General features: G+C 44.8%; 33 protein-coding genes. 2 read left to right on the top strand and 31 right to left on the bottom strand.

Going from position 1 to position 25,115, the window contains the following annotated elements:
• Positions 1-108 precede the first annotated feature (108 nt).
• The 19 genes from IPJ70_03555 to rpsS all read right to left on the bottom strand — a co-directional run bounded on the left by IPJ70_03555 (position 109) and on the right by rpsS (position 13,497).
• Positions 109-2,874, bottom strand: a complete 2,766-nt coding sequence (locus IPJ70_03555) for a TraM recognition domain-containing protein (protein QQR82328.1) — start codon at positions 2,872-2,874, stop codon at positions 109-111.
• A 257-nt stretch (positions 2,875-3,131) separates the two neighbouring features.
• On the bottom strand, positions 3,132-3,899 hold the full coding sequence (gene map, locus IPJ70_03550) for a type I methionyl aminopeptidase (protein ID QQR82327.1): 768 nt from the start codon (positions 3,897-3,899) through the stop codon (positions 3,132-3,134).
• A 51-nt stretch (positions 3,900-3,950) separates the two neighbouring features.
• Positions 3,951-4,523 carry a nucleoside monophosphate kinase gene (locus tag IPJ70_03545; GenBank protein ID QQR82326.1) on the bottom strand — a complete coding sequence of 191 codons (573 nt, stop codon included), beginning with the start codon at positions 4,521-4,523 and terminating at the stop codon, positions 3,951-3,953.
• A 687-nt stretch (positions 4,524-5,210) separates the two neighbouring features.
• Positions 5,211-6,482 (bottom strand): preprotein translocase subunit SecY, encoded by a 1,272-nt coding sequence (gene secY, locus IPJ70_03540; protein QQR82325.1) that lies wholly within the window; start codon positions 6,480-6,482, stop codon positions 5,211-5,213.
• 15 nt (positions 6,483-6,497) lie between these two features.
• Positions 6,498-6,947 (bottom strand): 50S ribosomal protein L15, encoded by a 450-nt coding sequence (gene rplO, locus IPJ70_03535; GenBank protein QQR82324.1) that lies wholly within the window; start codon positions 6,945-6,947, stop codon positions 6,498-6,500.
• Positions 6,948-6,992: 45 nt separating this feature from the next.
• Positions 6,993-7,532, bottom strand: a complete 540-nt coding sequence (locus IPJ70_03530) for a 30S ribosomal protein S5 (protein ID QQR82923.1) — start codon at positions 7,530-7,532, stop codon at positions 6,993-6,995.
• A gap of 234 nt (positions 7,533-7,766) precedes the next feature.
• Positions 7,767-8,114, bottom strand: coding sequence for a 50S ribosomal protein L18 (locus IPJ70_03525; protein ID QQR82323.1), 348 nt, complete (start codon positions 8,112-8,114; stop codon positions 7,767-7,769).
• Between the two features lie 40 nt (positions 8,115-8,154).
• On the bottom strand, positions 8,155-8,688 hold the full coding sequence (gene rplF / locus IPJ70_03520; protein QQR82322.1) for a 50S ribosomal protein L6: 534 nt from the start codon (positions 8,686-8,688) through the stop codon (positions 8,155-8,157).
• Between the two features lie 103 nt (positions 8,689-8,791).
• On the bottom strand, positions 8,792-9,202 hold the full coding sequence (gene rpsH / locus IPJ70_03515) for a 30S ribosomal protein S8 (GenBank protein QQR82321.1): 411 nt from the start codon (positions 9,200-9,202) through the stop codon (positions 8,792-8,794).
• A gap of 68 nt (positions 9,203-9,270) precedes the next feature.
• Positions 9,271-9,540 carry a 30S ribosomal protein S14 gene (rpsN, locus tag IPJ70_03510; protein QQR82320.1) on the bottom strand — a complete coding sequence of 90 codons (270 nt, stop codon included), beginning with the start codon at positions 9,538-9,540 and terminating at the stop codon, positions 9,271-9,273.
• Positions 9,541-9,766: 226 nt separating this feature from the next.
• Positions 9,767-10,330 carry a 50S ribosomal protein L5 gene (gene rplE / locus IPJ70_03505; protein ID QQR82319.1) on the bottom strand — a complete coding sequence of 188 codons (564 nt, stop codon included), beginning with the start codon at positions 10,328-10,330 and terminating at the stop codon, positions 9,767-9,769.
• A gap of 88 nt (positions 10,331-10,418) precedes the next feature.
• Positions 10,419-10,640 (bottom strand): 50S ribosomal protein L24, encoded by a 222-nt coding sequence (locus tag IPJ70_03500; protein ID QQR82922.1) that lies wholly within the window; start codon positions 10,638-10,640, stop codon positions 10,419-10,421.
• Positions 10,641-10,748: 108 nt separating this feature from the next.
• Complete coding sequence (gene rplN / locus IPJ70_03495; protein QQR82318.1) at positions 10,749-11,120, bottom strand: 50S ribosomal protein L14; 372 nt, start codon at positions 11,118-11,120, stop codon at positions 10,749-10,751.
• A gap of 9 nt (positions 11,121-11,129) precedes the next feature.
• Positions 11,130-11,369, bottom strand: a complete 240-nt coding sequence (gene rpsQ, locus IPJ70_03490; GenBank protein QQR82317.1) for a 30S ribosomal protein S17 — start codon at positions 11,367-11,369, stop codon at positions 11,130-11,132.
• Position 11,370: 1 nt separating this feature from the next.
• On the bottom strand, positions 11,371-11,562 hold the full coding sequence (gene rpmC / locus IPJ70_03485) for a 50S ribosomal protein L29 (protein ID QQR82316.1): 192 nt from the start codon (positions 11,560-11,562) through the stop codon (positions 11,371-11,373).
• Between the two features lie 37 nt (positions 11,563-11,599).
• Positions 11,600-12,022: a 50S ribosomal protein L16 gene (rplP, locus tag IPJ70_03480; GenBank protein ID QQR82315.1), complete on the bottom strand. Its 423-nt coding sequence runs from the start codon at positions 12,020-12,022 to the stop codon at positions 11,600-11,602.
• Positions 12,023-12,034: 12 nt separating this feature from the next.
• Positions 12,035-12,694: a 30S ribosomal protein S3 gene (gene rpsC, locus IPJ70_03475; protein ID QQR82314.1), complete on the bottom strand. Its 660-nt coding sequence runs from the start codon at positions 12,692-12,694 to the stop codon at positions 12,035-12,037.
• A 45-nt stretch (positions 12,695-12,739) separates the two neighbouring features.
• Positions 12,740-13,147, bottom strand: a complete 408-nt coding sequence (rplV, locus tag IPJ70_03470) for a 50S ribosomal protein L22 (protein ID QQR82313.1) — start codon at positions 13,145-13,147, stop codon at positions 12,740-12,742.
• Between the two features lie 2 nt (positions 13,148-13,149).
• Positions 13,150-13,497, bottom strand: a complete 348-nt coding sequence (gene rpsS, locus IPJ70_03465) for a 30S ribosomal protein S19 (protein ID QQR82312.1) — start codon at positions 13,495-13,497, stop codon at positions 13,150-13,152.
• A 692-nt stretch (positions 13,498-14,189) separates the two neighbouring features.
• Between rpsS and IPJ70_03460 the strand changes: the two genes are divergently transcribed.
• Entirely contained in the window at positions 14,190-14,414 is a 225-nt protein-coding gene (locus IPJ70_03460) for a hypothetical protein (protein ID QQR82311.1), read from the top strand.
• A 147-nt stretch (positions 14,415-14,561) separates the two neighbouring features.
• Here IPJ70_03460 and rplB read toward each other — a convergent pair whose 3' ends face one another.
• From rplB to IPJ70_03410, 10 genes are all read right to left on the bottom strand, one after another.
• Complete coding sequence (rplB, locus tag IPJ70_03455) at positions 14,562-15,404, bottom strand: 50S ribosomal protein L2 (GenBank protein ID QQR82310.1); 843 nt, start codon at positions 15,402-15,404, stop codon at positions 14,562-14,564.
• Positions 15,405-15,526: 122 nt separating this feature from the next.
• On the bottom strand, positions 15,527-15,988 hold the full coding sequence (locus IPJ70_03450) for a 50S ribosomal protein L23 (protein QQR82309.1): 462 nt from the start codon (positions 15,986-15,988) through the stop codon (positions 15,527-15,529).
• A 14-nt stretch (positions 15,989-16,002) separates the two neighbouring features.
• On the bottom strand, positions 16,003-16,734 hold the full coding sequence (rplD, locus tag IPJ70_03445) for a 50S ribosomal protein L4 (protein QQR82308.1): 732 nt from the start codon (positions 16,732-16,734) through the stop codon (positions 16,003-16,005).
• A gap of 7 nt (positions 16,735-16,741) precedes the next feature.
• Positions 16,742-17,341, bottom strand: coding sequence for a 50S ribosomal protein L3 (gene rplC, locus IPJ70_03440; protein QQR82307.1), 600 nt, complete (start codon positions 17,339-17,341; stop codon positions 16,742-16,744).
• A gap of 781 nt (positions 17,342-18,122) precedes the next feature.
• Positions 18,123-18,485: a 30S ribosomal protein S10 gene (gene rpsJ / locus IPJ70_03435; protein QQR82306.1), complete on the bottom strand. Its 363-nt coding sequence runs from the start codon at positions 18,483-18,485 to the stop codon at positions 18,123-18,125.
• Positions 18,486-18,655: 170 nt separating this feature from the next.
• Positions 18,656-19,858: an elongation factor Tu gene (gene tuf, locus IPJ70_03430; protein QQR82305.1), complete on the bottom strand. Its 1,203-nt coding sequence runs from the start codon at positions 19,856-19,858 to the stop codon at positions 18,656-18,658.
• A gap of 258 nt (positions 19,859-20,116) precedes the next feature.
• Positions 20,117-20,470: a hypothetical protein gene (locus IPJ70_03425; GenBank protein QQR82304.1), complete on the bottom strand. Its 354-nt coding sequence runs from the start codon at positions 20,468-20,470 to the stop codon at positions 20,117-20,119.
• A 221-nt stretch (positions 20,471-20,691) separates the two neighbouring features.
• Complete coding sequence (locus tag IPJ70_03420; GenBank protein QQR82303.1) at positions 20,692-21,228, bottom strand: hypothetical protein; 537 nt, start codon at positions 21,226-21,228, stop codon at positions 20,692-20,694.
• Positions 21,229-21,353: 125 nt separating this feature from the next.
• Entirely contained in the window at positions 21,354-21,893 is a 540-nt protein-coding gene (locus IPJ70_03415) for a hypothetical protein (protein QQR82302.1), read from the bottom strand.
• Positions 21,894-22,105: 212 nt separating this feature from the next.
• Entirely contained in the window at positions 22,106-22,804 is a 699-nt protein-coding gene (locus IPJ70_03410; GenBank protein ID QQR82301.1) for a hypothetical protein, read from the bottom strand.
• Between the two features lie 500 nt (positions 22,805-23,304).
• Here IPJ70_03410 and IPJ70_03405 point away from each other — a divergent pair, with 500 nt between their 5' ends.
• The gene (locus IPJ70_03405; protein QQR82300.1) at positions 23,305-23,778 is read left to right on the top strand and encodes a hypothetical protein; all 474 of its coding nucleotides are present in this window, start codon (positions 23,305-23,307) and stop codon (positions 23,776-23,778) included.
• 170 nt (positions 23,779-23,948) lie between these two features.
• On the opposite strand, the gene IPJ70_03400 is transcribed toward IPJ70_03405, so the two are convergent.
• On the bottom strand, positions 23,949-24,503 hold the full coding sequence (locus IPJ70_03400) for a hypothetical protein (protein ID QQR82299.1): 555 nt from the start codon (positions 24,501-24,503) through the stop codon (positions 23,949-23,951).
• Between the two features lie 148 nt (positions 24,504-24,651).
• Complete coding sequence (gene rplL / locus IPJ70_03395; protein QQR82298.1) at positions 24,652-25,098, bottom strand: 50S ribosomal protein L7/L12; 447 nt, start codon at positions 25,096-25,098, stop codon at positions 24,652-24,654.
• Positions 25,099-25,115 lie beyond the last annotated feature (17 nt).

The following is a 25,115-nucleotide window of genomic DNA, read 5'->3' as shown; positions in this document are numbered from 1 at the left end:
TTAGTTGTATCGATGAGCCATAGTACCAAAAAGTACCCATTTTAGCCACTCGTAGGTAGTATGTGGTAGCTGGTATATAGAAAGTAGTATGTAGGAAAAATTCAACTATCAGATTTTGTACTTCGAATTAATTTCAGCTTCAAGTTCTTCGCGAGGACGACCGTACTTCAAATACGAAAGCTCTTTCATTTTTTCCAATGTGGCCCTGTCACCTTTTGGAGAATTATACGCATGGAGTGAAAATGGGCGTTCTGTTTTATTGCGCACCAACATCTTTAAAAATCCATTGAAGTTGTCTACATTCATCAAATCGTATGCAGTAAAGACGGGCGCAAATTGTTTTTCCAAAAATTCAGCATCTTCAGAGCCAACACGGTACGCACATATCGTTCCCACGTTACCAAACACGGCGTCTTTTATTTTTTCACTCAACTGTTTGATAAATTGGTGAAAAATAATCAGCCCTAGTTTATATTTACGTGCCTCCGAAAGAATTGTGGCAATAGAGTCCGTACTTATATTTTGGAATTCATCAATATACAGATAAAAATTCGGAAGTTTTTGACCAGCGCTCACCGCGTCCACACGGGAGAGAGCGGCCATAAGAATCTTGCCGACAATAATCATACCAATGAGATTTGCGTTGATATCACCGAGACGCCCTTTGGAAAGGTTCACCAAAAGAATTTTACGATTATCCATGATATCCCTAAAGTTAAATGCGGAGTGTTTTTGCATCACAATCGGACGCATGATGTCATTGGCAAGAAATACATCGAATTTACTCGTGATGTAGGGCACCATGTTTGCCAGAGATGCTTCCCCACCAGCTTTTTCAGCAACCTCCCGCCAAAACTGCACCACCACAGGATTTTTACATCTCGAGAGCTTTAGATCACGAAATGCTTTTTCTGACATAACACGCGATACGTCAAAAAGCGTGTTTCCTGTCTCTGGATCCTCAATAACCAGCATTGTTGCATTACGGAAGTACTGCTCAAACATTGGCCCCATACTCTCTGGAGAACCTTCGTACAATTTTTGAAAAATAGAAAAGAGTTCATTCACTACAAATGTCTTCTGCTCCGGGCGCGTTACATCATACTCAAGCATATTGAGCCCCATCGGTCGCGCCGTATATGCTGGATCAAAGTAAATGACATCATCAACACGTTCTGGTGGAATATTTGCAAGCACTTCCATGAGATCAGAACCATGCGGGTCAACCATGCACACCCCCTCCCCATTTTTGATGTCCTGAATAATCATGTTTTTGAGGAGCGTTGTCTTTCCCACTCCAGTCTGTCCGATACAGTAGAAATGACGTAGTCGATCTTCCTCCGTCATATAAACAGGCGTCTTGGTATTTCCGTATATATTTTCACCAAGCAACAAACCTTCTATTGGTAAATCAACTGGCGCTGGAGAACCCCCCGCCTTCACGCGCTTCAATTCACGAGACGAGTCACTTCCCACCGCCGGTACATGCGCAAACGTTGCAAGTTCCTGGAGATTCATAGGAAGTAGGGCATCGGAAGAAAACAACCGAAACGCAAAATCCTTTACAAGTTTCGCAAGTTTTACCTTTGTGTAACGCGTAAATTTCAAAGCGTTACCACGTGGGTCCTCAAGTTGATTAAACGTCGCCTCCATTTCAGAAAGAATCGCGTCTGAACGCACCTGTGTTGTTGATGAAGCAAGAAGTCGAATGTTAGCCTCAACAATTGTGTGTGCCATTTTTTGCTTGACCTGCTCAATAGCAACTTCATCAATAATTTTTGGCTTTGTATCTTCGTCTTCTTTCTTTTTCTCAGGAAAAAACATTTTCTTCACCTCTTTCATTTCCTTACCGACATCATCAATAAATGACGATGAGAGATCGAGAGCTTTTTTTGTAGGGGTTCCTTTTGAAAGTTTTTCTAACGCCTTTCTTAGTTTTTCTGTATAGTTAGTTTCAGCCGGACGAACAAGCACTTGGAGTGCGGCCCCTTCTCCCACACGCAACAATTTTGCAAACGCAGAAAGAAGAATGGTGAGTGGATCTTGATCAAAATGCTCATACGTTTTCAGCGGATACGCACATGATCGTGCGTATGCAGCAATCGAGCCAGCTGTTTTTCCTTCGGGAACAAAAATATTGTAGTCATTCTTGCACTCCATCACGCGTGCTTGTGGAAAAATAGAAAGTATTTGTTTTTCAAAAGTGTCCTTCTTTTCAGATGGTACCGACATGTAGAGCGTTACATGTTCAAGGTGCGCCTCAACGGCAAGCTCGAGAGAAAAATATTTTTTCTTTGATCCTTTTTCAGACGCAACCGACAACGCACCAGCATACAATTGCTCCATCGATGAGAGGAGTTCTTTGAGTGGTTTCTGGTGTTCTTGTGCCTCTTTTGAGGTAAATGGCAGTAATACTTCAAGAAGTGTCATGTGGAGAGCCTTCCACAACGGTTCGCCTTCTTTGATTCCCCTTGCAACATGTCCTTCTTTCAAATATTCAGCTAGAAACCTGTGAAAATCATCTTCCACGTGAGGGTTGTTCATTTTTTCGACAATGGAAAGTGCGTTGCGTATTCCTTTTTTTTGCATCACCGAGAGAAGCTCCGCAATGACCGAGTCATGTTCCTCTGGGGCAAGGTCTAACACAATCGCATCAACTTCCGGTTGGAGCATTTCATGACCTTTGGCGAGAATGTTTTGCGGTTCATGCTGTGCATATGTGTGTATTACCTCTTTTTCAGGAGTTTCATGCGTTAGTTCATGTGTTCCCGCATTCACGTTTGTCTCAAGTTGCTTTAAACGCTCACGCAAAAAAGTAACCTCTTCATCGGGTGTGGTGAACTTTTTTTCAGGCGTCAATGAGAAGGTTTCCATAGTACTAGAGGTGAGGGGTTGGGAGTGAGAAGTTGGTGATTGGTTTTAGTTTGAAACTTTTTGTGTTTTGGACGTTGCATTCATTATACCCAGCACTTACTCTTTTTGATAGTGGAGACTAGAGTTACGTTTTTGTATACACAAAACACCTTAGTACCACCCAAAGTGTTTTGTGTTTTATGTTAGAAATACAAAAAATGAATACCGCGTATACTACATTACCCTTTTATAGTATTTGATTAAAACGTATACTATACCTATAGTGCCGTCAAAATTTCTGGTGCACCATCGGTAATCACAATAGTGTGCTCCCACTGTGCGCAACGAGACCCGTCGACTGTTTTGTATGTCCACTCATCATCCGCAATATCTACCTCACCTTCCCCTTCAGCAACCGTTGGTTCGATGGTAATCACCATGCCAGGCAACAATTGTACGCCTTTGTTTTTTTGCGCAATATGGAAAATATGTGGATCTTCGTGCACCGCAAGTCCTGTACCATGCCCACCAAGGTCAGCGACCACTTCAAATCCTTCTGAAAGAATGTACGGTTCAATAACGTTTCCAATTGCATTGATGTACGCACCAGCACGCGCCACATCAATACCCAAAAAAAGAGCTTTTTTTGTAACCTCAATCAAACGTTGTGCCGTGTCATCGATAGCACCAACACCAACGGTGATACACATATCAGCGACACGCCCTTTGTGGATAAGTCCTGTATCCAAACTCACAATATCTCCCTCTTTCAAAATGCGATCCTCTCGCGGAATACCGTGCACCGCTTCATTATTTATTGAAACACACAGCGTTGCGGGAAATGCACGTGGAGCGCCAGCGGGTTTGTAGTTGAGAAATGCGGGAATGTCCCCTCCTGCACGAATAAGATCTTCTGTCATTTCATCAAGCTCTTGTGTTGAAACGCCAGGCACTGTCGCTTTGCCGACCACATCCAAAATACGAGCAAGGCGTTTTCCTGCGATTCGTATAAGCTCTAGATCTTCAGGTGTTTTAATGAGAGACATAGTAATGGGTGTAGATGCCTTTTGTACCGATATATCGGTACAAAATTATTTTTATTGATTGGAAAGTGCTTTGATAATTCGCTCGTGCACTTCTTCAACGGTTCCCATACCCTCAACTTCGAGAAGTGTTCCCTGTCGTTTGAAAAAATCGAGTGAACCTTGTGTATTATTTTGGTATTCTTCTAAACGCTTGGTGATGATGGTCTCATCGTCGTCGGCTCGATCTTCAACACGCGCACGCTCTTTAATACGAGTGCGCAATTCTTCGTCAGGAATAGTGAGATAGACAACCACATATGGACGTTTCAAATACTGCATTACCTCATTAAAAAGTGTTGCCTCTTCCATCTTACGAACCGCCCCATCAAAAATAATTCCCTTGTCGTGCCCTAAATCAACGACTGCCGAAATCCACAAATATGAAATAATCCAATGAGGCACAAGAATACCGTGATCCATATCGTTAAGAATTTCTTCACCGAGATCTGGATGTGACGCCGCGAGAGCCTTAAGTTGTCCTGATGCCGAAAACACAGGAAATCCGACGTTGTCTGATAAAAGTTTTGCCTGCGTACCTTTTCCAGAACCAGGCTTTCCAAGAATGACGATGGTGTTGTATTGCATATCTCAAGTATATAGCAAAAATCCAAAATCCGAATATCGAAATCCGAAACAAATTTGAAGTCCAAATGACCCAAATTCTGAGTATGAGCGAGGTTTAAACTCGTCCATCCCATAAATAAAAGAGCCGCCCGAGAGCAGGCGTCTCTTCGGGCGGATGTTTATGGACTCAAGGTCTCTTCCGCTCTTGAAAACACAAACGGAAAGAATTCCTTGAGAACCACGAGAGCGCCTCCGGATTGAGCATCTTCGAAAGACGTAGATACAGGAACGTGTGATCACCGGGAACATGAACAGGAAAATCAAAAAAATCTTCAGGAATTGGCTTGGGTAGATGTGGCCAAGACGCTCGATGAGCTTGTCGGCCCCACTTTTCCCATGAATCCCGATCCCCGTGTTAATGTACTCTTCGTCTTCGAGGAATACTCCGTCAATTGAGACCCGCCAGCTCCAGAATGGATACGCGAGATCTTGAGGGTTCCTCGAACATGACCAATGGCCTACTCCGACGAGAATAACATCGTCGTGTTGAAACATGACAGTTCTCCTATATCCGTGGATTTGTAAATTTACAAGTTCTTCCTGAGCAATACACTTCGCAAAAAAGAATGTCAAACCAACAAAGAAAACCGCCAGTAGGCGGTTTTCTTGTTTTCAAAGCTAACAAGCTAACGAAGCTATCAGCTAGTTTTAGTATTCGCGGAGTGAAACCTGCGCGTCAATTTTCTTCACCAAATCGATAATAACTGACACGGCGATGAGAAGTCCTGTACCACCAACGGCAATTGAGGTAATACCCGTCAACCCTTTCATGATGAGTGGAAGAATAGCAATCACGCCTAAGAAGAGCGCGCCGAGAAGTGTTAATCGTGTGAGAATGTTTGCGATGTACTCAGACGTTGATTGACCTGGACGTACACCTGGAATAAACGCACCACCTCGTTGCAGGTTCTTTGAAATTGCATCTGGGTCAAACGTTACCGCCGTGTAGAAGTATGTGAACAAAAATACAAGGAAGAAGTACGCAATACCGTATGTCCATCCGTTATTCAAAAACCACTGCACACCTGCAACTATTTTTTGCACAATAGGATTTGTTACGCTCGCAAGAAAGTTTGCAATCATGCCCGGGAACAACAAAATAGAGAGTGCAAAAATGATAGGCATCACACCTGCTTGATTCACACGAAGCGGCAAGTATGTTGATACACCTCCGTACACTTTATTGCCGCGAATTTGTTTTGCGTAGGTAATAGGAATTGGTCGTTCTGCTTCGGTCACAATCACAACACCCATAATAATCACAAGTGCGACAATGAAGAATGCGAGGTACATTGGCAACTGTTCTGGGGTAAATGTAAATGCAAAATTTTGTAGGGCACCAGGAATGCGTGACACAATACCCGCAAAGATGATGAGCGACATACCATTGCCGATACCAAATTCAGAAATGAGCTCTCCAATCCACATGAGAAGTACCGATCCTGCAATAATCACAACGATGTTTGTGATAAGTGAAAGTGTTGAAAGGTCACCAATAACACCATTTTTCTGTAACAGTGTAATAAATCCAAACGACGAGAGTGCCGCGAGTGGAATAGTGAGCAAGCGAGAGTACTGTGCAATACGACGGCGCCCTGCCTCCCCTTCTTCATGAAACATTGCCTTGAGTTGTGGAGAGAGAATGGTGAGCAACTGCATGATGATAGAACCCGTGATGTACGGACCAACACCCAACATCACAATAGACAAACCTGAAAGACCTCCTCCTGAAAAAAGGTTGAGAAGTCCAAAAAACTGATTGTTTGCAAAAAACTGAGAAAGCGCATTGATATCAACGCCTGGAATCGGAATCGCTGCAAACACACGCGTGAGTGCAAGTCCGCCGATAACAAAAAGAATTCGGGTTCGCAATTGGCGATCTCCCAGAATGATGGAAAATTTTTGTACAAAGTTTTTCATAGAGAACACTGTGTGTTACGCAATCGAACCACCTGCTTTTTCGATACTTTCTTTTGCGCTAGCTGAAACGGTCACACCTGAAACTAAAAGTTTCTTCGTGAGTGCTCCTGTACCGAGAATCTTCACAATTGGATTGTTGCCTTCGCGTGCGCGAAGTATTTTCTTTGCAACGAGCGTTTGTGGGGTAACTGCATCACCTGCGTTAAATACCGCCTCGAGAACAGAAAGATTGATAGGAAACGGCTTCACACGACTATCGTTAATACTGTCAGCGCGGTGTTTTCCGTATCCGCGACGCTTTGGAAGTTTCTTGATCATGTCGCGAAATTCTGGACGAATGCGGTGTCCTGCACGTGCCTTTTGTCCTTTCGTTCCACGTCCAGAAGTCTTACCACGTTTGCCACCACGGCCAACACGCTTTCCTTTCTTTAGTGCTGTTTTTCTTTTTAGGTTATTGAGTTGCATATTTGTGTAAATCCGAAATTCGAATATCGAAATCCGAAAGAATATTTAATTTGCTTCGTGTTTCGTGCTTCGTGTTTCGTGCTTTTGTATATTGTGCGTCTTAATGTTCTTTGTGAGTTGCGAGAGCGCCTTGATTGTTGCCGCCGCGTTATTGAGCTTGTTCTTACTGCGTGAAAGAATTTTTGCACCAACACCGCGTACCCCTGCGAGTTCGAGCACGTCACGTACTGCACCTCCAGCAATAATACCGCGTCCTGGAGCAGGATAGAGCTTCACAATACCACTTGAGTACTTCACTTGTACTTCGTGTGGAATTGAACCATCTTCTGTTTGTGAAATGATGATTTTGTTTTTGAGAGCGCTTCGGTATGCCTTTTCTACAGCAACTGCTGTATCGCCCGCTTTTCCTGTACCTACACCAACCGAACCACGGCGGTTACCTGCAACAACACATACACTGAAACTGAAGCGACGTCCTCCAGCAACCACACGAGTCACACGACGGATATCAATAATACGTTGATCAAATTCAGGTTTAATACGTGGCGCACGAGTACGTGGTGAACGGCGAGAGTTTTTCTGCATGCGTCGATCTTCGCGTGACGCACTTACAGGGCCAGTACTACGTGGAGCAACAATAGCTTCTGCTGTAGCAATTTCTTCCACAGTTTCAGCATCTGTAATATCAACCTCATTTTCTGTTGTGCGAATGTCGTCGGTCATAAATAATAAATGTTGGAAATTGGAAGTGAGACGTTAGTGGTTAGTTTTAGTTTGGTTATTTGCTATTTGAAATTTGATATTGTTCCGTACTTCTTCTTAGAATGTTAGCCCCCCCTTACGCGCACCGTCCGCAACCTCTTGAATAACACCTGTGTATGCAAATCCCCCTCGATCAAAGACAACTGTCGTAATCTTTTTTGCGAGAGCGGCCTTTGCAACAGTCTCTCCGAGTTCAGCTGCTTTTTCTTTTGCAGTTCCCTTCTTCATACCCTTCGTTGTACCTGCAACAAGCGTCATCCCTTTCGTATCATCAATAACTTGAAGTGTGGTAAATCGGTTTGATTTAAACACAGCCAAACGTGGTCGCGTTTCCGTACCAGAAATCTTCGCGCGGATGCGTCCTTGTCGGCGAACTCGTTTTTCTTTTTTTGATGTTACTTTCATATTTTTTCTAATCTTCAGTATCTAGTCTCTAATCTCTACCCTACGCCGCCCTCTTTCCTTCCTTGCGACGAATCACTTCATCTGAGTATCGGAACCCCTTTCCTTTGTATGGCTCTGGTGGCTTCTGTGCACGCACAGTTGCGGCAAACTGTCCAAGAACTTCTTTATCAATTGCAGACATTGTCATGGTGTTCTTCTCAACTGAAAGCGTAATGCCATCAGGAATCTGGAGCACAACCGGGTGAGAAAAACCGAGTTGCATAACAAGCTCCTTTCCTTTTACTTCAGAACGATATCCAACCCCATCGAGAATGAGTTTCTTTTCGTATGGTTTGTTAACACCTGCAACCATGTTCTTGATGTGTGATGCGTATGTTCCCCACAATGCTGAGTGCTCTTCTGGATTTTCTTTTGGCACGAGTGTCACAACACCATCAACAACTGAAATAGAAATATCAGTCTTAAATGATCGGCGAAGTTCACCGAGAGGACCTTTTACAACCACGTCGCCATTCACAACAGTGAGTTCTGTCTTCGGTGGTAGTGTGATGTGTTGTTTTCCGATGCGGGACATAAATGATGGTGTAAGTTCAAAATCTAAAATTCAAAGTTCAAAAAATTAGATTTAGATTTTATTTTTGGATTTTGTGCTTTGTGTTTTATGCTTTTATTATCTTTTACCAAATCTCAAAAAGGACTTCTCCTCCAACCTTTGCTTTCTTTGCTTGCTGACCAGTCATAATACCTTCTGGCGTTGAGAGAACGAGATGTCCGTATCCATTCTTCACTCCGTAAATCTCAGAAACTCCAAGATACATACGACGAGATGGTTTTGAAATGCGCTTTACACCATGAACGTGTGCTTCACCATTGTCATATGCAAGCGTTACCTCAATCTTACTTGTCTTTTTACCCTTACGTTCAACACTTGAAAGATATCCTTCCTTTTTCAAAATAGTTGCAACGGAATCCTTGAGGCGTGAATGAGGTACCACAACGGTTTCAACACCAGCTTTTGCTGCGTTTTGAAGTGCTGTTATGAAGTTTGCGAGAGGATCGGTTATCATAATTTCAAATTCAAAGTTCAAAATTCAAAGTTCAAAAAAGTTAGATTAATATTTTTGGATTTTGTGCTTTGAGCTTTGTGCTTACTCTATTACCAACTTGCCTTCTTAACACCTGGAATCATTCCCTTGTTTGCGAGTTCACGGAAACAAATACGGCAGAGGCCGAATTCGCGCATATATCCTCGTGGGCGACCGCATTTAAAACAACGATTCTTTGTGCGAACCGGTGATGCATTTTTGCGCAATACCTGAAGACCCTCGTAATCGTGGGCTTCCTTGAGCGCTGCTCGCTTGGGAGCTGACTTCACTCGCATCGCTACTCTTTTTTTGTCTCGTGCAATAATTGCTTTTCGTGCCATATATTTTTTCCAAAAAAAATGCTGCCTCTCGATGTGTCCATGGACCAATTCTTGCGAATTGACCGGCTGACAGATAACGAGGCGATGGTCTCCTCCGGTGCCTATTGGCTCTAAGAGGACAAGCTCAACTCAAAGTTAAGCCCACGTATACTACCAGAACCCGGCTTTTTGTGCAATAGAAAAGGAAAAACCCCACCCTCTTTGCCGGGCGGGGCTTTTCTGTCTCTTATTTTTTCTTCTTTGTTTTTACTTCCCCTGCTTTCTTAAATGGAATGCCGATGTATTCAAGGAATTTCTCCGCTGTTTCCTTATTCTTTGCTGTTGTTACGATACTTACAGCAAGGCCGAACACATCTCGAATTTCTTCGTCGGCTGTTTCAGGAAAAATACTGTGTTCTTTGATACCAATAGTTATGTTTCCCATAGGATCAATGGAGTCTCGTTCAATACCACGGAAGTCACGCGTACGAGGAAAAGCAATGTTGATGAGTCGATCAAGAAAATCGTACATACGATCACCACGAAGTGTAATCTGATAGCCAATCACCTGTCCTTCTCGAAGTTTAAATGATGCAATTGATTTCTTTGCAACACGTCCAGCTGGTTTCTGCCCAGTAATTTTCATCAAACGATCCTGGATAACCTCAATCTTGTTCTTATCCTTTGCTGAACCTGTACCAACAGACACAATAACCTTCGTAACACGTGGAATAGCCATGCGGTTTTTAACACCGAGTGTTTCCTTGAGGGCTTCAAATGCCTTATTCTGTTTTTCTTTTACCGTAATCATGATATGTATAAATCCAAAGTTCAAATTTCAAAGCTCAAAATTTTTGATTTGGTATTTTTTAATTTTTTTGGATTTTGTGCTTTGAGCTTTATGCTTTTACCTTCTTTACGTTCGACACGTGAATTGGCATAGACTTCTCAAGAATTTGACCTTTCTGGTTACCTTTTCGTGCTTTCTGGTGTCGTTTTGCTTTGTTTACACCCTCAACAATAACCATATCCTTCTTTGGCAACGCCTTAAGAATCGTGCCTGAGGCTCCTTTGTCTTTTCCGGTTAGTACGGTGATTTTGTCTCCTTTTTTAACGTGCATAATGATGATGATAAATCCAAAGTTCAAATTTCAAAGCTCAAAATTTTTGATTTGGTATTTTTTAATTTTTTGGATTTTGTGCTTTGTACTTTGTGCTTATTCTTATATCTATACCACTTCTGGTGCCATTGAAACAATCTTTTGAAAACCGTGATCAGCAAGTTCGCGTGGCACTGGACCAAAGATACGGTTTGCCTTTGGCTCTGGTTTTACCTTATCAACAAGCACTACTGCGTTTTCATCAAAACGAACGTATGAACCATCTTTACGACGAAACGCCTTTGTTTGACGAACAACTACCGCGTGTACCACGTCTTTCTTCTTTGTTGTCTTACGAGGTTGTGCAACTTGAATTGAAATAACTACCTTGTCGCCGATTTCGGCATAGCGACGCTTTGAACCACCGAGCACTTTGAACACACGTCCGAGAGTTCCTCCGGAGTTATCAGCTATCACAACAATTGAACGTGGTTGAATCATATAAATGTATTATGCAACTCGAAAGTGCTTATCTTTTGAAATTGGTCGTGTTGCAACAATCGTTACCTTGTCACCAATCTTTTTTGTATTACCGGCATCGTGTGCCTTAAATTTTTTGTGCTTTACAACGTACTTCTGATACTTCTCGTCTTTGACGTAACGCTCAACAAGCACCACAATTGTGTCTTTCATTTTGTCTGACACCACAGTGCCGACAAGTGTTTTTTGTTTTGTATCTTTTGTTTCCATACTATTTGTTTCTCTGTGCGAGTGCTGTGAGAGCGCGTGCAACATCTTTTTTACTCTCTCGCATCTTCTTTACATCACGACCCTTACTTCCTGAGAGGGCAAATCGATCTTGTCGAAGCGCTTCCCTCTTTTCTGCTACAAAAGCCATCAGTTCGTGGTCGCTTTTCTTTTGTATATCGAGTATTTTTGTCATGTTCGCGTATACTACAGTCTTCACACTATTTCTGCAACTAACGGCTTCGTGTAACAACCTTTGTCTTCACAGGCATTTTTGCACCACCTTTGCGCAATACTTCTCGTGCAATTGCCTCTGATACACCGTCTACTTCAAACAATACTCGTCCTTGGAATACCTCAACAACGAATCCTTTTGGATCTCCTTTTCCTTTACCCATACCTACCTCAGCACCTTTTGCTGTGTACGGACGATCAGGAAATACGCGAGTCCAAATGTTTCCATTCTTACCAAGTGCGCGTCGCATCACACGGCGGGATGCTTCAATCTGATTTGATGTCACACGTGATGGTGACATGGCCTTGAGACCAAACGAACCAAACGCAAGCGTTGATCCACGTGTTGCAGTAATCGCCTTTTTTGGATTTTGGCGCTTTGTCTGCCACTTTCTGTATTTTACTTTCTTAGGAAACAACATATAGGTATTGGTTTATTTCTTCTCGAAGATATCCCCACGGTAAATCCACACACGAATACCAATCTGACCCTGTGGAATGTGTGCCTCATCATGCGCGTAATCAATATCCGCACGGAATGTCTGAAGGGGAATACGCCCACGCTTAATTTGTTCACGTCGTGCCATGTCAGCACCACCAAGGCGCCCTGAAAGATGGATACGAACTCCTTGTACATCGCGATTTGCCATAACCTTTTCAACAGTCTGCTTCAACACACGACGGAATGGGGTTCGTTTTTCAATACCCTCAACCGCCATCGCCGCAACAATTGCTGCCTGTGATTCAGGAGATTTGATTTCTTCAACTTCCAACTTAAGTGTGTCTGCGCTTGCAAGCTTATTCTTTACCACAAACGCATCCAACTCTTTCTTAAGCTTTGCGATACCCTCACCAGAACGTCCAATAATAAGACCAGGACGGGATGTTTTGATGACGATACGCAACTGTGAGTTACGTCGTTCGATATCTACACCACTCACATACATCATTCGAGTAAGCTGTGCGATTTTGCGACGAAGCAACACATCGGTTCGGAGAAATGCTTGATACTCGCCTGCACGAGCAAACCATCGTGACTGCCAGTCACGCAAGATACCAAGACGGTGTGCAAATGGATGTACTCGATGTGTCATAAATGATAAATGAAATTCAAAATTTAAAATATAAAGCTCAAAAAATTATTGTTTGGTTTTTGGTGTTTTAGGTTTTGTGACTTTATTCGTTTTGAGCTTTGAACTTTGTGCTTTAGGCTTCTCACTTGGAGCTACTGCGAGAGTGAGGATGATGTTACTTGAGTGCTTATCAATCTTTGATGAACGACCTTGTGCTCGTGGGAGCGCTCGGTGCATCGTCAAACCCTTATCAACACGAAATTCTTTAATCACCAGTGCTCCTGTATCTGCAACACCGTGTGTCTTTGCATTTGCAGCCGCAGAATTAATCATCTTTGCAAGAGGGCCTGTTGCTCGTTTCTGTGTAGCATTCAAAAGGACGAGCGCACGCGCAACCGTCTTACCTTTTACAAGACTCGCAACGAGGCGAACCTTTCGTGGTGATTGGCGGTAGTTTTTGAGGTACGCTTTCATACTTATTTCTTAGCTACCGTAGCATCAGCTGCAGTTTTTGCTGATTTAGCTGCTGCAATTTCTGCCTCCTTCTTTGCAGAGTCGAGTGCTTTCTGCATTTGTCCTCCGTGACGCTTAAAGGTCTTTGAAGGTGAAAATTCACCGAGGCGGTGACCCACCATTTCTTCTGTAACGAACACATCAATGAAGTTTTTACCGTTGTGAACAGCAAATGTGTACCCAACCATTTCAGGTGAAATCACACTTGGACGTGCCCACGTCTTAATAGGGCCGTCTGTGGCCTTTCGTTTCGCAACCTTCTCCATAAGGCGAACGTTGAGGTAGGGTCCTTTTTTGAGCGATCGTGTCATGTTGAATAAAAATCGGCCTCGTGGCCTCAGGAGATAATAGCAAAAAGTGAGCAGATGTCAAACCTTTCATTAACCGAGCGGACCTAACCAAACCCTACCCAAGTTCAACATCTTTTTTTGTAGAGGTTTTCAACAAAAAAGTTGCAGTTTCCTTAGAACATTATATAATGACATTCAGACGTATCCTCCCACGGTAAATCGACTGGTGCAATGGCGCGCTGGTCTTAAAAGGGAGAAGGCAGATGGAGTCAGAAATTGGTAGGCGGGTCAGGTGCATCTTCTGGAGAAGTAACCGGAAGAAGTGCGGCATCATCTGCCGCTGCAACGACGGGTCGGTCGGAGTGAAGATTGGTAGAAATTTCTTCAATTTCTACCATTTCCACAGCATCGAATTGACACCGGCAAGCAGGTAACCAGACCGCCCCATCAGCCAGAAGAAGTACTGAAAACTGAAGTACTGAATAGAGGAGAGCCCTTCGTGGCTCAAAAGCAAAGGCGTCGCTCTGCGGCGCCTTGATTGTATCTACAAATACTCAACAAACTCATTTTTTGGCGACATTGTATACGAGGCTTGCGAAAAACCTACTGCACACTTGCTCTTTTTAATATATAGGGTATAGTCAGAAATGGGTGTTCTTTAAAGGGATTTGAAGGTATGCAGAAATCCTGTCTCGCAATACTGCGAGTGGATTATGAGGGAGAATCACATGTGCGAGAAGTTTGAGGTTTTGAAGCGGGCGCACAGTCAGGGGCGGCAGGTCCGTGTACACGGCCCAGGAACGTCCTCCATCGTCGGTCACGTGACCGACATCGACGAGGGGACACTCTCGGCAACCGTCAAGGGACGGTACGTCGAACTGAAGTTCGCAGGCGGTGAACACGCCAACGATCTGCACGTCGGGTTCGCCGACGCCTAACCCTCGGCACCACACAAGGGCGGCACTACAGTGACCGCCCTTTAACTTATTCAATTAGAAAAACCGCCAACAGGCGGTTTTTGTATATTTTGTATTGAAGATATAGAGAAGCCCCGCCCTCTTTCGAGGGCAGGGCTTCTCTGTATCTTATTTTTTCTTTCCAACCTTGCGTCGTGTGACGATGAGGAAGTTTGAGTACTTCTTTGGCTTGCGTGTTTTGTGTCCCTTTCCGACGTTCTTTCCGTGTCGTGTGCGTGCTCGGCGGTGTCCACGTCCTTGACGGCCTTCTCCTCCTCCGTGTGGGTGGTCTACTGGGTTCATCGCTGTTCCACGTACCTTTGGTTTCTTTCCGAGCCAACGGTTGCGTCCTGCCTTTCCGAGGTTTACAAGCTTGTTTTCTGGATTTGAAACTTCTCCAACTGATGCCCATGACAATTCAGATACTTTACGAGTTTCTGTTGATGGCATTTTGAGAAGTGTGTAGCCACCGTCGTGCGCAATCACTTCAGCAAATACTCCGGCACTTCGTGCAATCTTTGCTCCATCGTTTGGCTTTCCTTCAATGTTGTACACAAAGGTACCAACAGGAATTTTTGCGAGTGGAAGTCGGTTTCCAGGAGTCACCGGTGCCTTTTCTGATGCAATAAATGTTGAACCAACTTTCATTGATTGTGGAGCAAGAATGTATCGACGCTCACCATCTGCAAAACAAATGAGTGCAATAAATCCTGAACGGTTTGGATCGTATTCGATTGTTTCAACTTTTGCAGGGATATCTTTTTTGTTGTATCTAAAATCAACATCGCGGAATGCTCGCTTATGACCACCACCAATACTGATTGTCGTACGTCGCCCAAACGCATTGTGTCCGAAACTGCGTCGGAATCCTTTGGTGAGCGCCTTGTGTGGTTTTCCAGCAGTCAAAACCTTTCGGTAATCGATACCGGTCATTCCACGACGTCCTGCACTTGTTGGTTTATAGTGTTTCATAGTAATGGGGGTTGGGAGTTAGAAGTTGGAAGTTGGTGATTAGTTTTGGTTTAGTTATTTGATATTTGAAATTTGATATTGTTTCATTTTTTGAGCTTTGTGCTTTGAATTTTGTGCTTTGTTTAAACGATCTCAATAGTGTCTCCCTTCTTGAGAAACACGTATGCTTTCTTACCACCTCCAACAGTTGTTGCCTTTCCACGTCGTGTCATTTTTACCTTTGTTGCAATTTTTGTCACACGAACATGTGTTGGAGTAATACCGTACACATCTTTTACTGCGGCTGCAATAAGTTTTTTATTGGCATGTGGCGCAACGTCAAATACGTATACATTGTTTTGAGATACGCTTGTTGCTTTTTCAGTGATACGAGGGCGTGTCAAAATACCTGCACCCACCTTCCCTGACGCAATAGTTTGTTTAATTTTCTTATCAGACTGCTTCTTTTCTACAGCAACAACCTTTTTTGGCGCATCATCGTGAGCCTCTTCTTTCATGTGTGTTGTATCAGAAATAGCCTTGCGAGCAAACATCGCCGTCTTCGCTTTTGCACCACTTGAGTTGTCTTTTTTTCGGAATAACATACAAATTACGTTAATTAGCCACGCTTTGCTGTGATTGTTGCAATTGCACCCGTTGGATTAACCACCACAAGGTAGGTATAGGTCATCGCATCAAGCGCATTGAGGTTACGAACCTCTTCAACGGCAACATTGCCGAGGTTTCGGAAACTTTTCTTTACCGCTTCATCCGCCGTTGTGGTAAGAATGAGTGCTGCATTTTGCTTTTTACCAACCATCTTTTCAAAACCTGCAATCTTTGAGAATGTACCGAGAATATTTTTTGCATCAGCTGTCTTTGGAGCAGTAAAAGCAATTGCATCAACAAAAAGAATTTCTTTGTCTTTCAACTTTCGTGAAAGAACACTGAATAGTGCTGATGCTCGCATCTTTTTAGGAATAGTCACACTGTAGTCTTTGTCAGAACGCGGACCGTGTGTAACACCTCCTCCCTTCCACAATGGAGAGCGAACTGACCCGTGACGTGCACGTCCCGTTCCCTTTTGTCGCCATGGCTTACGTCCTCCACCGCGAACTTCTCCTCGATTTTTTGTGTGTGCACCTGCACGTCCTGCACGTGCATTGTTCTGCATACCGAGCACTACTTGGTGCACGAGGTCTGCATTCCATTTCACACCAAAAATCTCTGTAGGAAGTGCAATTGAATCAACTTCTTTTCCTTTAATATCAAAAATAGGTGCTTTCAAATCTTTAGCAGGAACTACCTTCTTTTCTTTGAGTGTTTTCTTTTGTGCTGGTTTCTTTTCCATATACAAATTATTGAGCTATCACTTCAACAACAGTGCCACGACGTCCTGGAACCGCACCTGAAATAAAAATCTGTCCGTTTGCAACGTCGACGAGTAACACCTTGAGGTTTTTCACCGTAATGCGATCACCACCCATGCGACCACCCATGCGACGTCCTTTCATAACACGTTGCACACCCCCGGCTCCGATTGAACCCGGCTCACGCTCTGAGTGTTTTTGTCCGTGTGTTCGGCGACCTCCTTTGAACCCATGACGCTTCACCACACCTTGAAAACCTTTTGACTTTGACGTACCTGAAACAGTTACCGTGTCACCAGAAGCAAATGCGGCTGCGTCAATCATTGTTCCGAGTGGAAGCTCTGCTGGATCAGTAACTGGAAATTCCATAAATCCCGCAAACATACCCTTTGACTTCTGCGCGTTGTTCACATTCTTTTCCTTTCGAATGTCGTATCCAACTTGCACAGCGGTATAACCATCAACATCTTTTGTTTTAACTTGTGTAACAACGGCAGGAGAAACACGAATAAGCGTTGCTGGATGCACAACACCGTGATCATCAAAAATCTGCGTCATTTCTTGTTTTGTTCCAACTAAGAATTTCATTGTTGTATTTTAGATACGATTTCGCCCTAGCTCGGACACATCCGAGCCAGGGCTCTAGTGTCCAGAGGTTCCTGTGGGAACATGGCGCGTACGTGAGCACTACTATACACGAGAGCGATTTTGAATGCAAGACGCCCGCAGCAGAAGCCGCGGGCTAAAAGAGCGAACAGGCTGGTGCCTTAGTGCCAGGCACCGCAGGAGCAGGGTCCTGAGTCGGTGTCGCAACGACGACCACCATTTGATCCGTGGTCCGTGAGACCCCGCTCTTGGTTCGTCGTACCACGACAGACGGGACACAGGTCGCCTTTCAGGAACTTGTTCTTTGCTACCCGCTTGCACCTCACGCAGCGGGAGGCAAGTCCGTTGAGGAGAAGCGCCACGTCGTCCATGTACTCATCACCGCCGTACGGATTAAACTCTTTGCTCATGAAGAGCTCCTTTCGTGTTTCTGACAGGACTATATGCGCAAAGTCTTTGCAATGCAAACAATGAGGAGGGTGCGCCGGCACGCACCCTCCAAAACCACATCACCCCTCACGGAGTGTCTCGGGCTCTTCGCCTGCATTCTCCATGACCGCTCCACACACACCACAGTTGTGTGGGGGTCTCTCGGAGTGGTGAACCTCTCGGTCTGCACCACACCGAGAGCAAAACATAATGAAGGCGTTTCGCACGTCGAGTACGATGCAACTTCCACCTTGTTTTCATGGCCGTAGTCTCCTATAGTCATCTACCGAGGGGTGTACTATAAAAAAACCACCCTCTCGTGGGGTGGTTTTTTTTAAAGCATCTTCACTTCGATGTTTACTCCAGATGGAAGTGACAATGAAGTAAGGGATTCAATTACTTTTGGAGTTGGGTTCAAAATATCAAGAACTCGTTTGTGTACACGCATTTCAAATTGTTCTCGTGCATCTTTGTCGATAAATGCACCTCGGTTAACGGTAAAAAGGGAGCGTTCTGTAGGAAGAGGAATTGGACCAACAACAACAGCTTCGTATTTTGTAGCAGTATCCATAATCTGCTTGACTGATTCGTCGAGCAACTTACTCTCGTATGCGCGAATTCGGATACGCAATTTGTGTGGCGCATCGTCACCCGCCTTCTTTGCTTTTCGTGTTGTTTTTGATTTTAAAGTACTCATACCTATACTGTGCAAGACACTCTATACTATTGTTTGCTCCCTGTCTAGTAGAGGGCATTCTGAAACCCCCAGATGCAAGGCGTGAGCGAGGACCAAACCGATCGCTAGTGTACTAGCGTGATGAAGGACCGGAGCTCACAACACAGCAGACGGGGGTTTCCGAATAAACTCTATGCAATAATCTTTGTCACAACTCCCGCACCTACAGTCTTACCTCCCTCTCGGATAGCAAAGCGCTGTTGTGCTTCAAGTGCGATTGGTGCTGTCAATTTAACTTTAAATGTAACTGTGTCTCCAGGCATAACCATCTGTACTCCTTCTGCAAGTGTCACTTCTCCCGTCACATCTGTTGTGCGGATGTAGAACTGAGGCTTGTATCCAGAAATAAATGGTGTGTGGCGACCTCCTTCTTCTTTCGTGAGGATGAGCACTTCTGCTTCAAACTCTGTGTGAGGTGTCACTGAACCTGGGGCAGCAATAACCTGTCCGCGGGTTACGTCTTCTTTCTTCAAACCACGGATGAGAATACCTGCATTGTCTCCTGCCATACCTGAATCAAGTGACTTATTGAACATTTCAATTCCTGTCACTGTTGATTTCTGTGTAGGTGTAAGACCAACAACTTCGATATCCTGACCAACTTTGATAACACCTCGTTCAATACGGCCGGTAACCACAGTGCCGCGTCCTTCAATTGAGAAGATGTCTTCAACTGGCATAAGGAAAGGCTTGTCGATTTCACGAGCAGGCTCAGGAATGTATGAGTCCAATGTGTTCACGAGTTCAAAGACCGCCTTTGCGTACTCATCATCCATTGATGTTGCAGCAAGACCTTTGAGTCCTGAACCACGAATAACTGGAGTCTCTTTTCCATCAAATCCATACTTTGTAAGCATTTCGCGAACTTCTTCTTCAACGAGGTCAACAAGGTCCTTGTCAGCAACCATATCAACTTTGTTAAGGAAGACAATCATTTTTGGAACTCCAACCTGCTTTGCAAGGAGAATGTGTTCTCGTGTCTGTGGCATCGCTCCGTCTGAAGCGGCAACAACGAGGATAGCACCGTCCATTTGAGCGGCACCGGTAATCATGTTCTTGATGTAGTCGGCGTGTCCAGGGGCATCAATGTGCGCGTAGTGGCGATTTGGTGTCCAGTACTCAGAGTGGTGAAGCGCAATAGTAATACCACGTGCTTTTTCTTCTGGGGCACTGTCAATCTTGTCAATTTCTTCAACGCGTGCGCCGTATCCCTTGTCCTTGTTCATATCAAGGATGTGGAGAATAGCTGCAGTGAGCGTTGTTTTTCCGTGGTCAACGTGTCCGATGGTACCGACGTTAACGTGAGGCTTTGAACGGTCAAATGAATCTGCCATATATTTGTAGATTATTAAAAATAAAGACTATTTGTAATGATTTCGTACCCCCACACATGGGCGCACATTTTGACAAAGAAAATACGCGTGAAGCGCATTTCATAGGCCCCGCCATTGTACACAGACATTTACGCATCGTCAATCACGAGACGTCTCCGCACACAGAAAACTGTGGAGAAACTGTGCATAAAAAATCGCCGCGCGATACACTCGCGCGGCAAGGAAAGAACGGTGCGAAGAAAGAGCGTCCCTCTATTACTACTTAAGCTGGTCTACGAGTGTTGATTCGGAGACCTTCTCCTTCCAAACAGGAACTCGCGGAATACGAGCAATGGCGAACATTGCTCCAGAGAAACTCCACATTCCTCCACCGACAGGACCGAAAAGTCCCTCTGAAACAAGGTCCATGAAGGAAGGAAGTCCTTGTGGGCTTGTTCCCACAAGCACGCACACCTCCAGCGTAGAAAAGATGTATTCTCCCGTAACATCACGGCCGACGAGCCTCCGGAGAAGCGCCACACTACCTGGAGACAGACCTTCCTTCATCTCATCCAGAGCATCATGGATCTTGAGCTTACGCTCAGCAACTTCAACCTCGTCAATTTTCAACATGGTTTTTACCTTTCTCTGCCACATGGGCAGTGTTTGTCTGAAGCAATACTAGCCAAAAAAAAGGGCGTGTCAATAGAGTTATACTAAAACCATGTTCTAGAGAAACTGTGTATACCTGTTGTGAGGTGATTTCATTTTGCAGGAGTCCGACTCCTACAAAATGAAACGCCGGTCGAGTTCCTCGACCGGCGTCTATAACAAAAAAGAACAGCTTGGTGATACTACACGACACTCTCAACGAGACTAATTGCCAGTTCATCTTTTGCCTGAGCGTCAACCCGAGCACGCACCTCAGCGAAGAACTCGCCGGAAAGTGCGTACTCGTCCTCATCTGAGTCATACTCCACAAACCCCGCATCGTGGACGAGACACATAAAACCTGCATGCGTCCAATCCGTGTCGTCATTTTCTGCGATGACCGACTCGATCAGGGCCCGCGGGAACCTCCTATACGGATTGCCGACCTTGAAAAGCTGCTCCAAGAAATACACCGCACCTGAAGCACCTATGTCGATGTCACGGCTTGCCTCCTCGTCAAGCTCCTCAGGGAGTGCGCCCGCCTTCAGACGCTCACTGATACTACTGTGAGCATGCTTGAGGATTTCTTTTGCCGAAAGGTCAGCTCCCCGAGCCGACCCAAGCCCTACGTCTTGACCTGGTGAAACAACCCCGTAAAAAAAGGTCCACAACGTACGAAAAAGAATGATGCATCCAAAAGCAACGAGCCCAACGATTGGCCAATCGATCGATCGAAACATCTCTTCTCCTCTCGACGGTTGCGTGTACCTGCGTATTCTGTGCCGACAATACAACACATAACAATTTAAGTCCATTGATACGACGAAGCCCCGCCTAGCACTAGGTGCGTCGGCGGGGCAAAAAACTAAAAGGAACGCAGGCTGTTGACCCTCAGCTGATCGGGAGGTCTTGGGACGGTGTCCAAAAAATCCGCCCCGAAAAAGAACAGACCCTCGTTCTCGTTGATGACCCGTTTCTTAACGAGGGCCTCCACACTTCCGAGGAACTCTTGCAAGTTCCCCGACTTGGCGAAAAGAACTCCCGCCTTGTCGAGATCCTCTTCACTGAATTGCGTCCTCAACCCAATGGTCGGGACACACATCAGGCAGAGAAGCACCTCCCTCTCTGCTCCTGTCCACGTGTTCATGATCTTCAGGCGAGTGAGGTGGCGGCACTGCTGGGATGCATACCATGCGTCATTCGCCGACACCCACCTCCACAGACAGTAGAGCGCAACGGCGAGTGAGAGAGCACATGCACTCGGAACCATCACCCAGAGAGACCCGAACACCGTGTCCCAACCAACCACGTACACGCTAATGAACAGCGCGACGATGGACAGCACCAGCGTGGCACTGCTAACAACTACACGGTTACGGAGCCACGCAAAAGTACCCTGCTTCATTTCTTCTCTTCCTTTCTGCCGGATGAACCGGCTCATTTGTGAACTATACCTGCACGCACAGTACTGAAAAACAAAGAGTAAGTCAATGCGTTTAGGAGTCGGACCCCTAACGCGGGAGTCCGACTCCTAATACAAAGCCCCGCCGACTGGATGTCGGCGGGGCTTTTAAGTTTTTCTACTTTCCACTTTCTACATTCTACGTTCTCCTCCTCTTAGTCCCTCTTCATCTCGTGGCCGAGGTGTTCAAGGTAGCGACTTGCCGCACCTTGTCCTCCGAGACCAAATGCCAAACCAAATGCGAGTGAAAGTGCAATTACCACGCCCGTAAAGAGTGTCTGCAAGAATGCAACACCAATGCCGAGTTGTGAAACAGCAACCAAAAGTGCAAAAACCAAAATTGCCCACTTTGAAAGTGTTCCGAGAAAGCTTGCTGATGCAATGTTTGCTGCTTTTGCTGATGCGATAACAATTTTGCGAACAGCGTCAGCAATCACTACTGATACCAACATGATAAGAACAGCAACAATCACTTGAGGTAAGTATCCGAGGACAACATCTCGCAAGAATGATGTTACCTGTGTGAGTTGTACAATTTCGAGCGATGCAATCAAGAACACTACAATAATGAACCATCGTACGAGTTCGCCAAGGAATTTTCCTGAGTTAAGTGAAAATCCTGCGCGTCCCAATGTTTGTTCCAAGCCCGCACCACGAAGTGCACTATCCAACTTTACTGACTTGAAAATCTGATCCACCGCACGTGCAAGAAGGGATGCAATAACCCAACCGATAACAAAAATAATAAGCGCAACGAGGAATTTTGGTAGGAATGCAATGACGCCTGCCCATACTGTTGCAAGTGATGTTGCAACGGTAACACCTGTTGTTTGAAGAACTGGAAAATCTACCATACGTGTATTAATTAAATGATAACTAAATGTATAATCAATTTTTAATGATATTCAGAACACTTTTCTGAACATCGTGCTGTACGAGCCATTTTCGACTTTTAATGTCTTTTATGATAGCACCCAATGAAGTGTCCTTTAATACCCCTGTGGATAACGCTACATTCACTTGCTCACAGCAAAGAACACACGTCCCCGCCTGCTGGTGGAGCGTTCACGCTCGGCCCAGTCGGCCTGCGCGAGTTTCTTTGCCGTGACAAGCTCACTCCGTACCACGAATTTTTGTTGCTACAAAAATTCTGTAAAAATAAAAACTCGGGATAAGTTGACATGCTATAAAAATAAGTGTATTTTTGCGACAGATTACATGTAGTTCAACCTATCCTCCAAAACGTTCGCGCAGGAGGAAGAAAGGATTGGTCGTGAAAAACAGATCGTTTCCAGAGAAGTTGACGGTATGGGTTGACACGAGCCCACGCGGCTCAAACATCGTCTTCATTGTAATGCTGGTTCTACTGTCATTTGGTGTAGGGTTCGTTTTTTCAGGACCCTCGCGACTGGCCGCTTACATTTGTTGGACAATCGTAATTGGCTACTTCACGATTTGGACCATTGGCGACTCGCGCTATCAAAAGCGCAAGACCGCTTGGGAAACGCGTGTGTGGACGCCGGAGGATTTCGTTCCTCGCCTGAAGGAGTTGCTTCCGACGGGCGACCTCGGCGTCACGGTCGAGTTTGCGAAACTGCTCGTGTGGACTCGCGGTATGGGTCCATACACTACGGAAGACCTCTACGAAACGTTGAAAAATCCTCGGAGCGTTCCCTACTCTCCAGGGCCGGGAATGATCAATCTGTTCTCAACCGGCTCGCTCCGATGGTCGCCTAAGGGCCTCGTGTGGTCGGATGAGATTCGCGAGAAGTTCTTCGGTCTCATTCCAATGCCGGACGACTTCAGTCCGGACTCATCGACCGTGTAGGGCAAGTAGACGTTCTTTCAACACTGAAGCCCGACCACCGCTACAGCGAGGTCGGGCTTTTCTTTTTGCTTGCTACTTCCCACTTCTTTGTTATTTGATATTTGTTATTGAAATTCCTTTTTCTACATTCTCTTCCCCACATACTAACTACCACATACCAGTTACCAATTTTACATTCCCAACCTATTCACCAACTTTCGATGCGGATAATCGAATACGTCACGCAACAACTTGTCATTCATCCCCATACGGTATGAAAAATCTTTTGTTGAAAATGCTGAGTAGCGGATTTCTGTTCCACATTCAGCTTCAAGATGTATCACAGCTTTTGCAATCGCTTTTTCATCAATTTTATCTGCAACAATCAGCAAATCAGTTCGTGAATCATCTTCTTCAATGAAAATACCTGATGCAACGAGGAGTTTGATAGCACCACCTTTTGCAACACGCGAAACAACAGGCACATCGGCAAGCATATTACCAAGCATGAGGTGCTTAATACTCTGCATGTGGGGAAATTCAGGGTTGAGCGACCACCCACGCGCACGCTTTTTCACAAATCCTGCAGCTTTTAAACGTGCAAGTGGTGTTTTGAGTGACGCAGACACAATACTTGTTTTTTCACCAAGTGTTGTTGTTCCAAAAATACCTTCTGGGTGAAATAGAAAGAAGCGCATCAATCGAACCGGGGCACTTCCTCCAAATAATTTTGCGAGTAAATCCATAGTAATAGAAGTTAGGGATTGGAAGCTAGAGGTTGAATGTTAGTTTGAAAAAAACAAATACATAAAGCAACAAATAGAGTATACACCTGCTTTTTAAATAAAAACACCCCAAAAAGGGGTATTTTTATACACTTTTGTGTCAAAATCCTTATTTCAACGTAACTTTAGCTCCAGCAGCTTCGATAGTTTTCTTCATAGCTTCAGCGTCTTCTTTCTTCACTGCTTCCTTGATAACGCCAGGTGCGCCATCAACGAGATCTTTAGCTTCCTTGAGACCGAGACCTGAAACTTCCTTCACTGCTTTGATAACAGCAATTTTGTTTTCACCAACTGAAGTGAGTTCAACAGTGTATTCAGATTTTTCATCTGCTCCACCAGCTGCTGCGACAGGAGCTGCTGCGACGGCGACCGCTGACACACCGAACTTCTCTTCGAACACCTTTACGAGTCGGTTAAGATCCAACACGCTCATTTGCTCGATTGCATCAATAATTTTCTTAAACTCTGTTGGAATAGCAACATCTGCCTTTGCTTCTGCAACAGGAGCAACTGGAGCTGTAGTTTCTTCTACTGGAGTTGTTGTTTGTTCATCCATATGTATTAAGTTAAATT

It is taken from the genome of Candidatus Campbellbacteria bacterium (assembly GCA_016699465.1).
Classification (GTDB): Bacteria; Patescibacteriota; Minisyncoccia; order Phycocordibacterales; family EsbW-18; genus EsbW-18.
The sequence above is the reverse complement of the archived record's forward strand: the minus strand, read 5'-3'. Positions and strand labels throughout refer to the sequence as shown.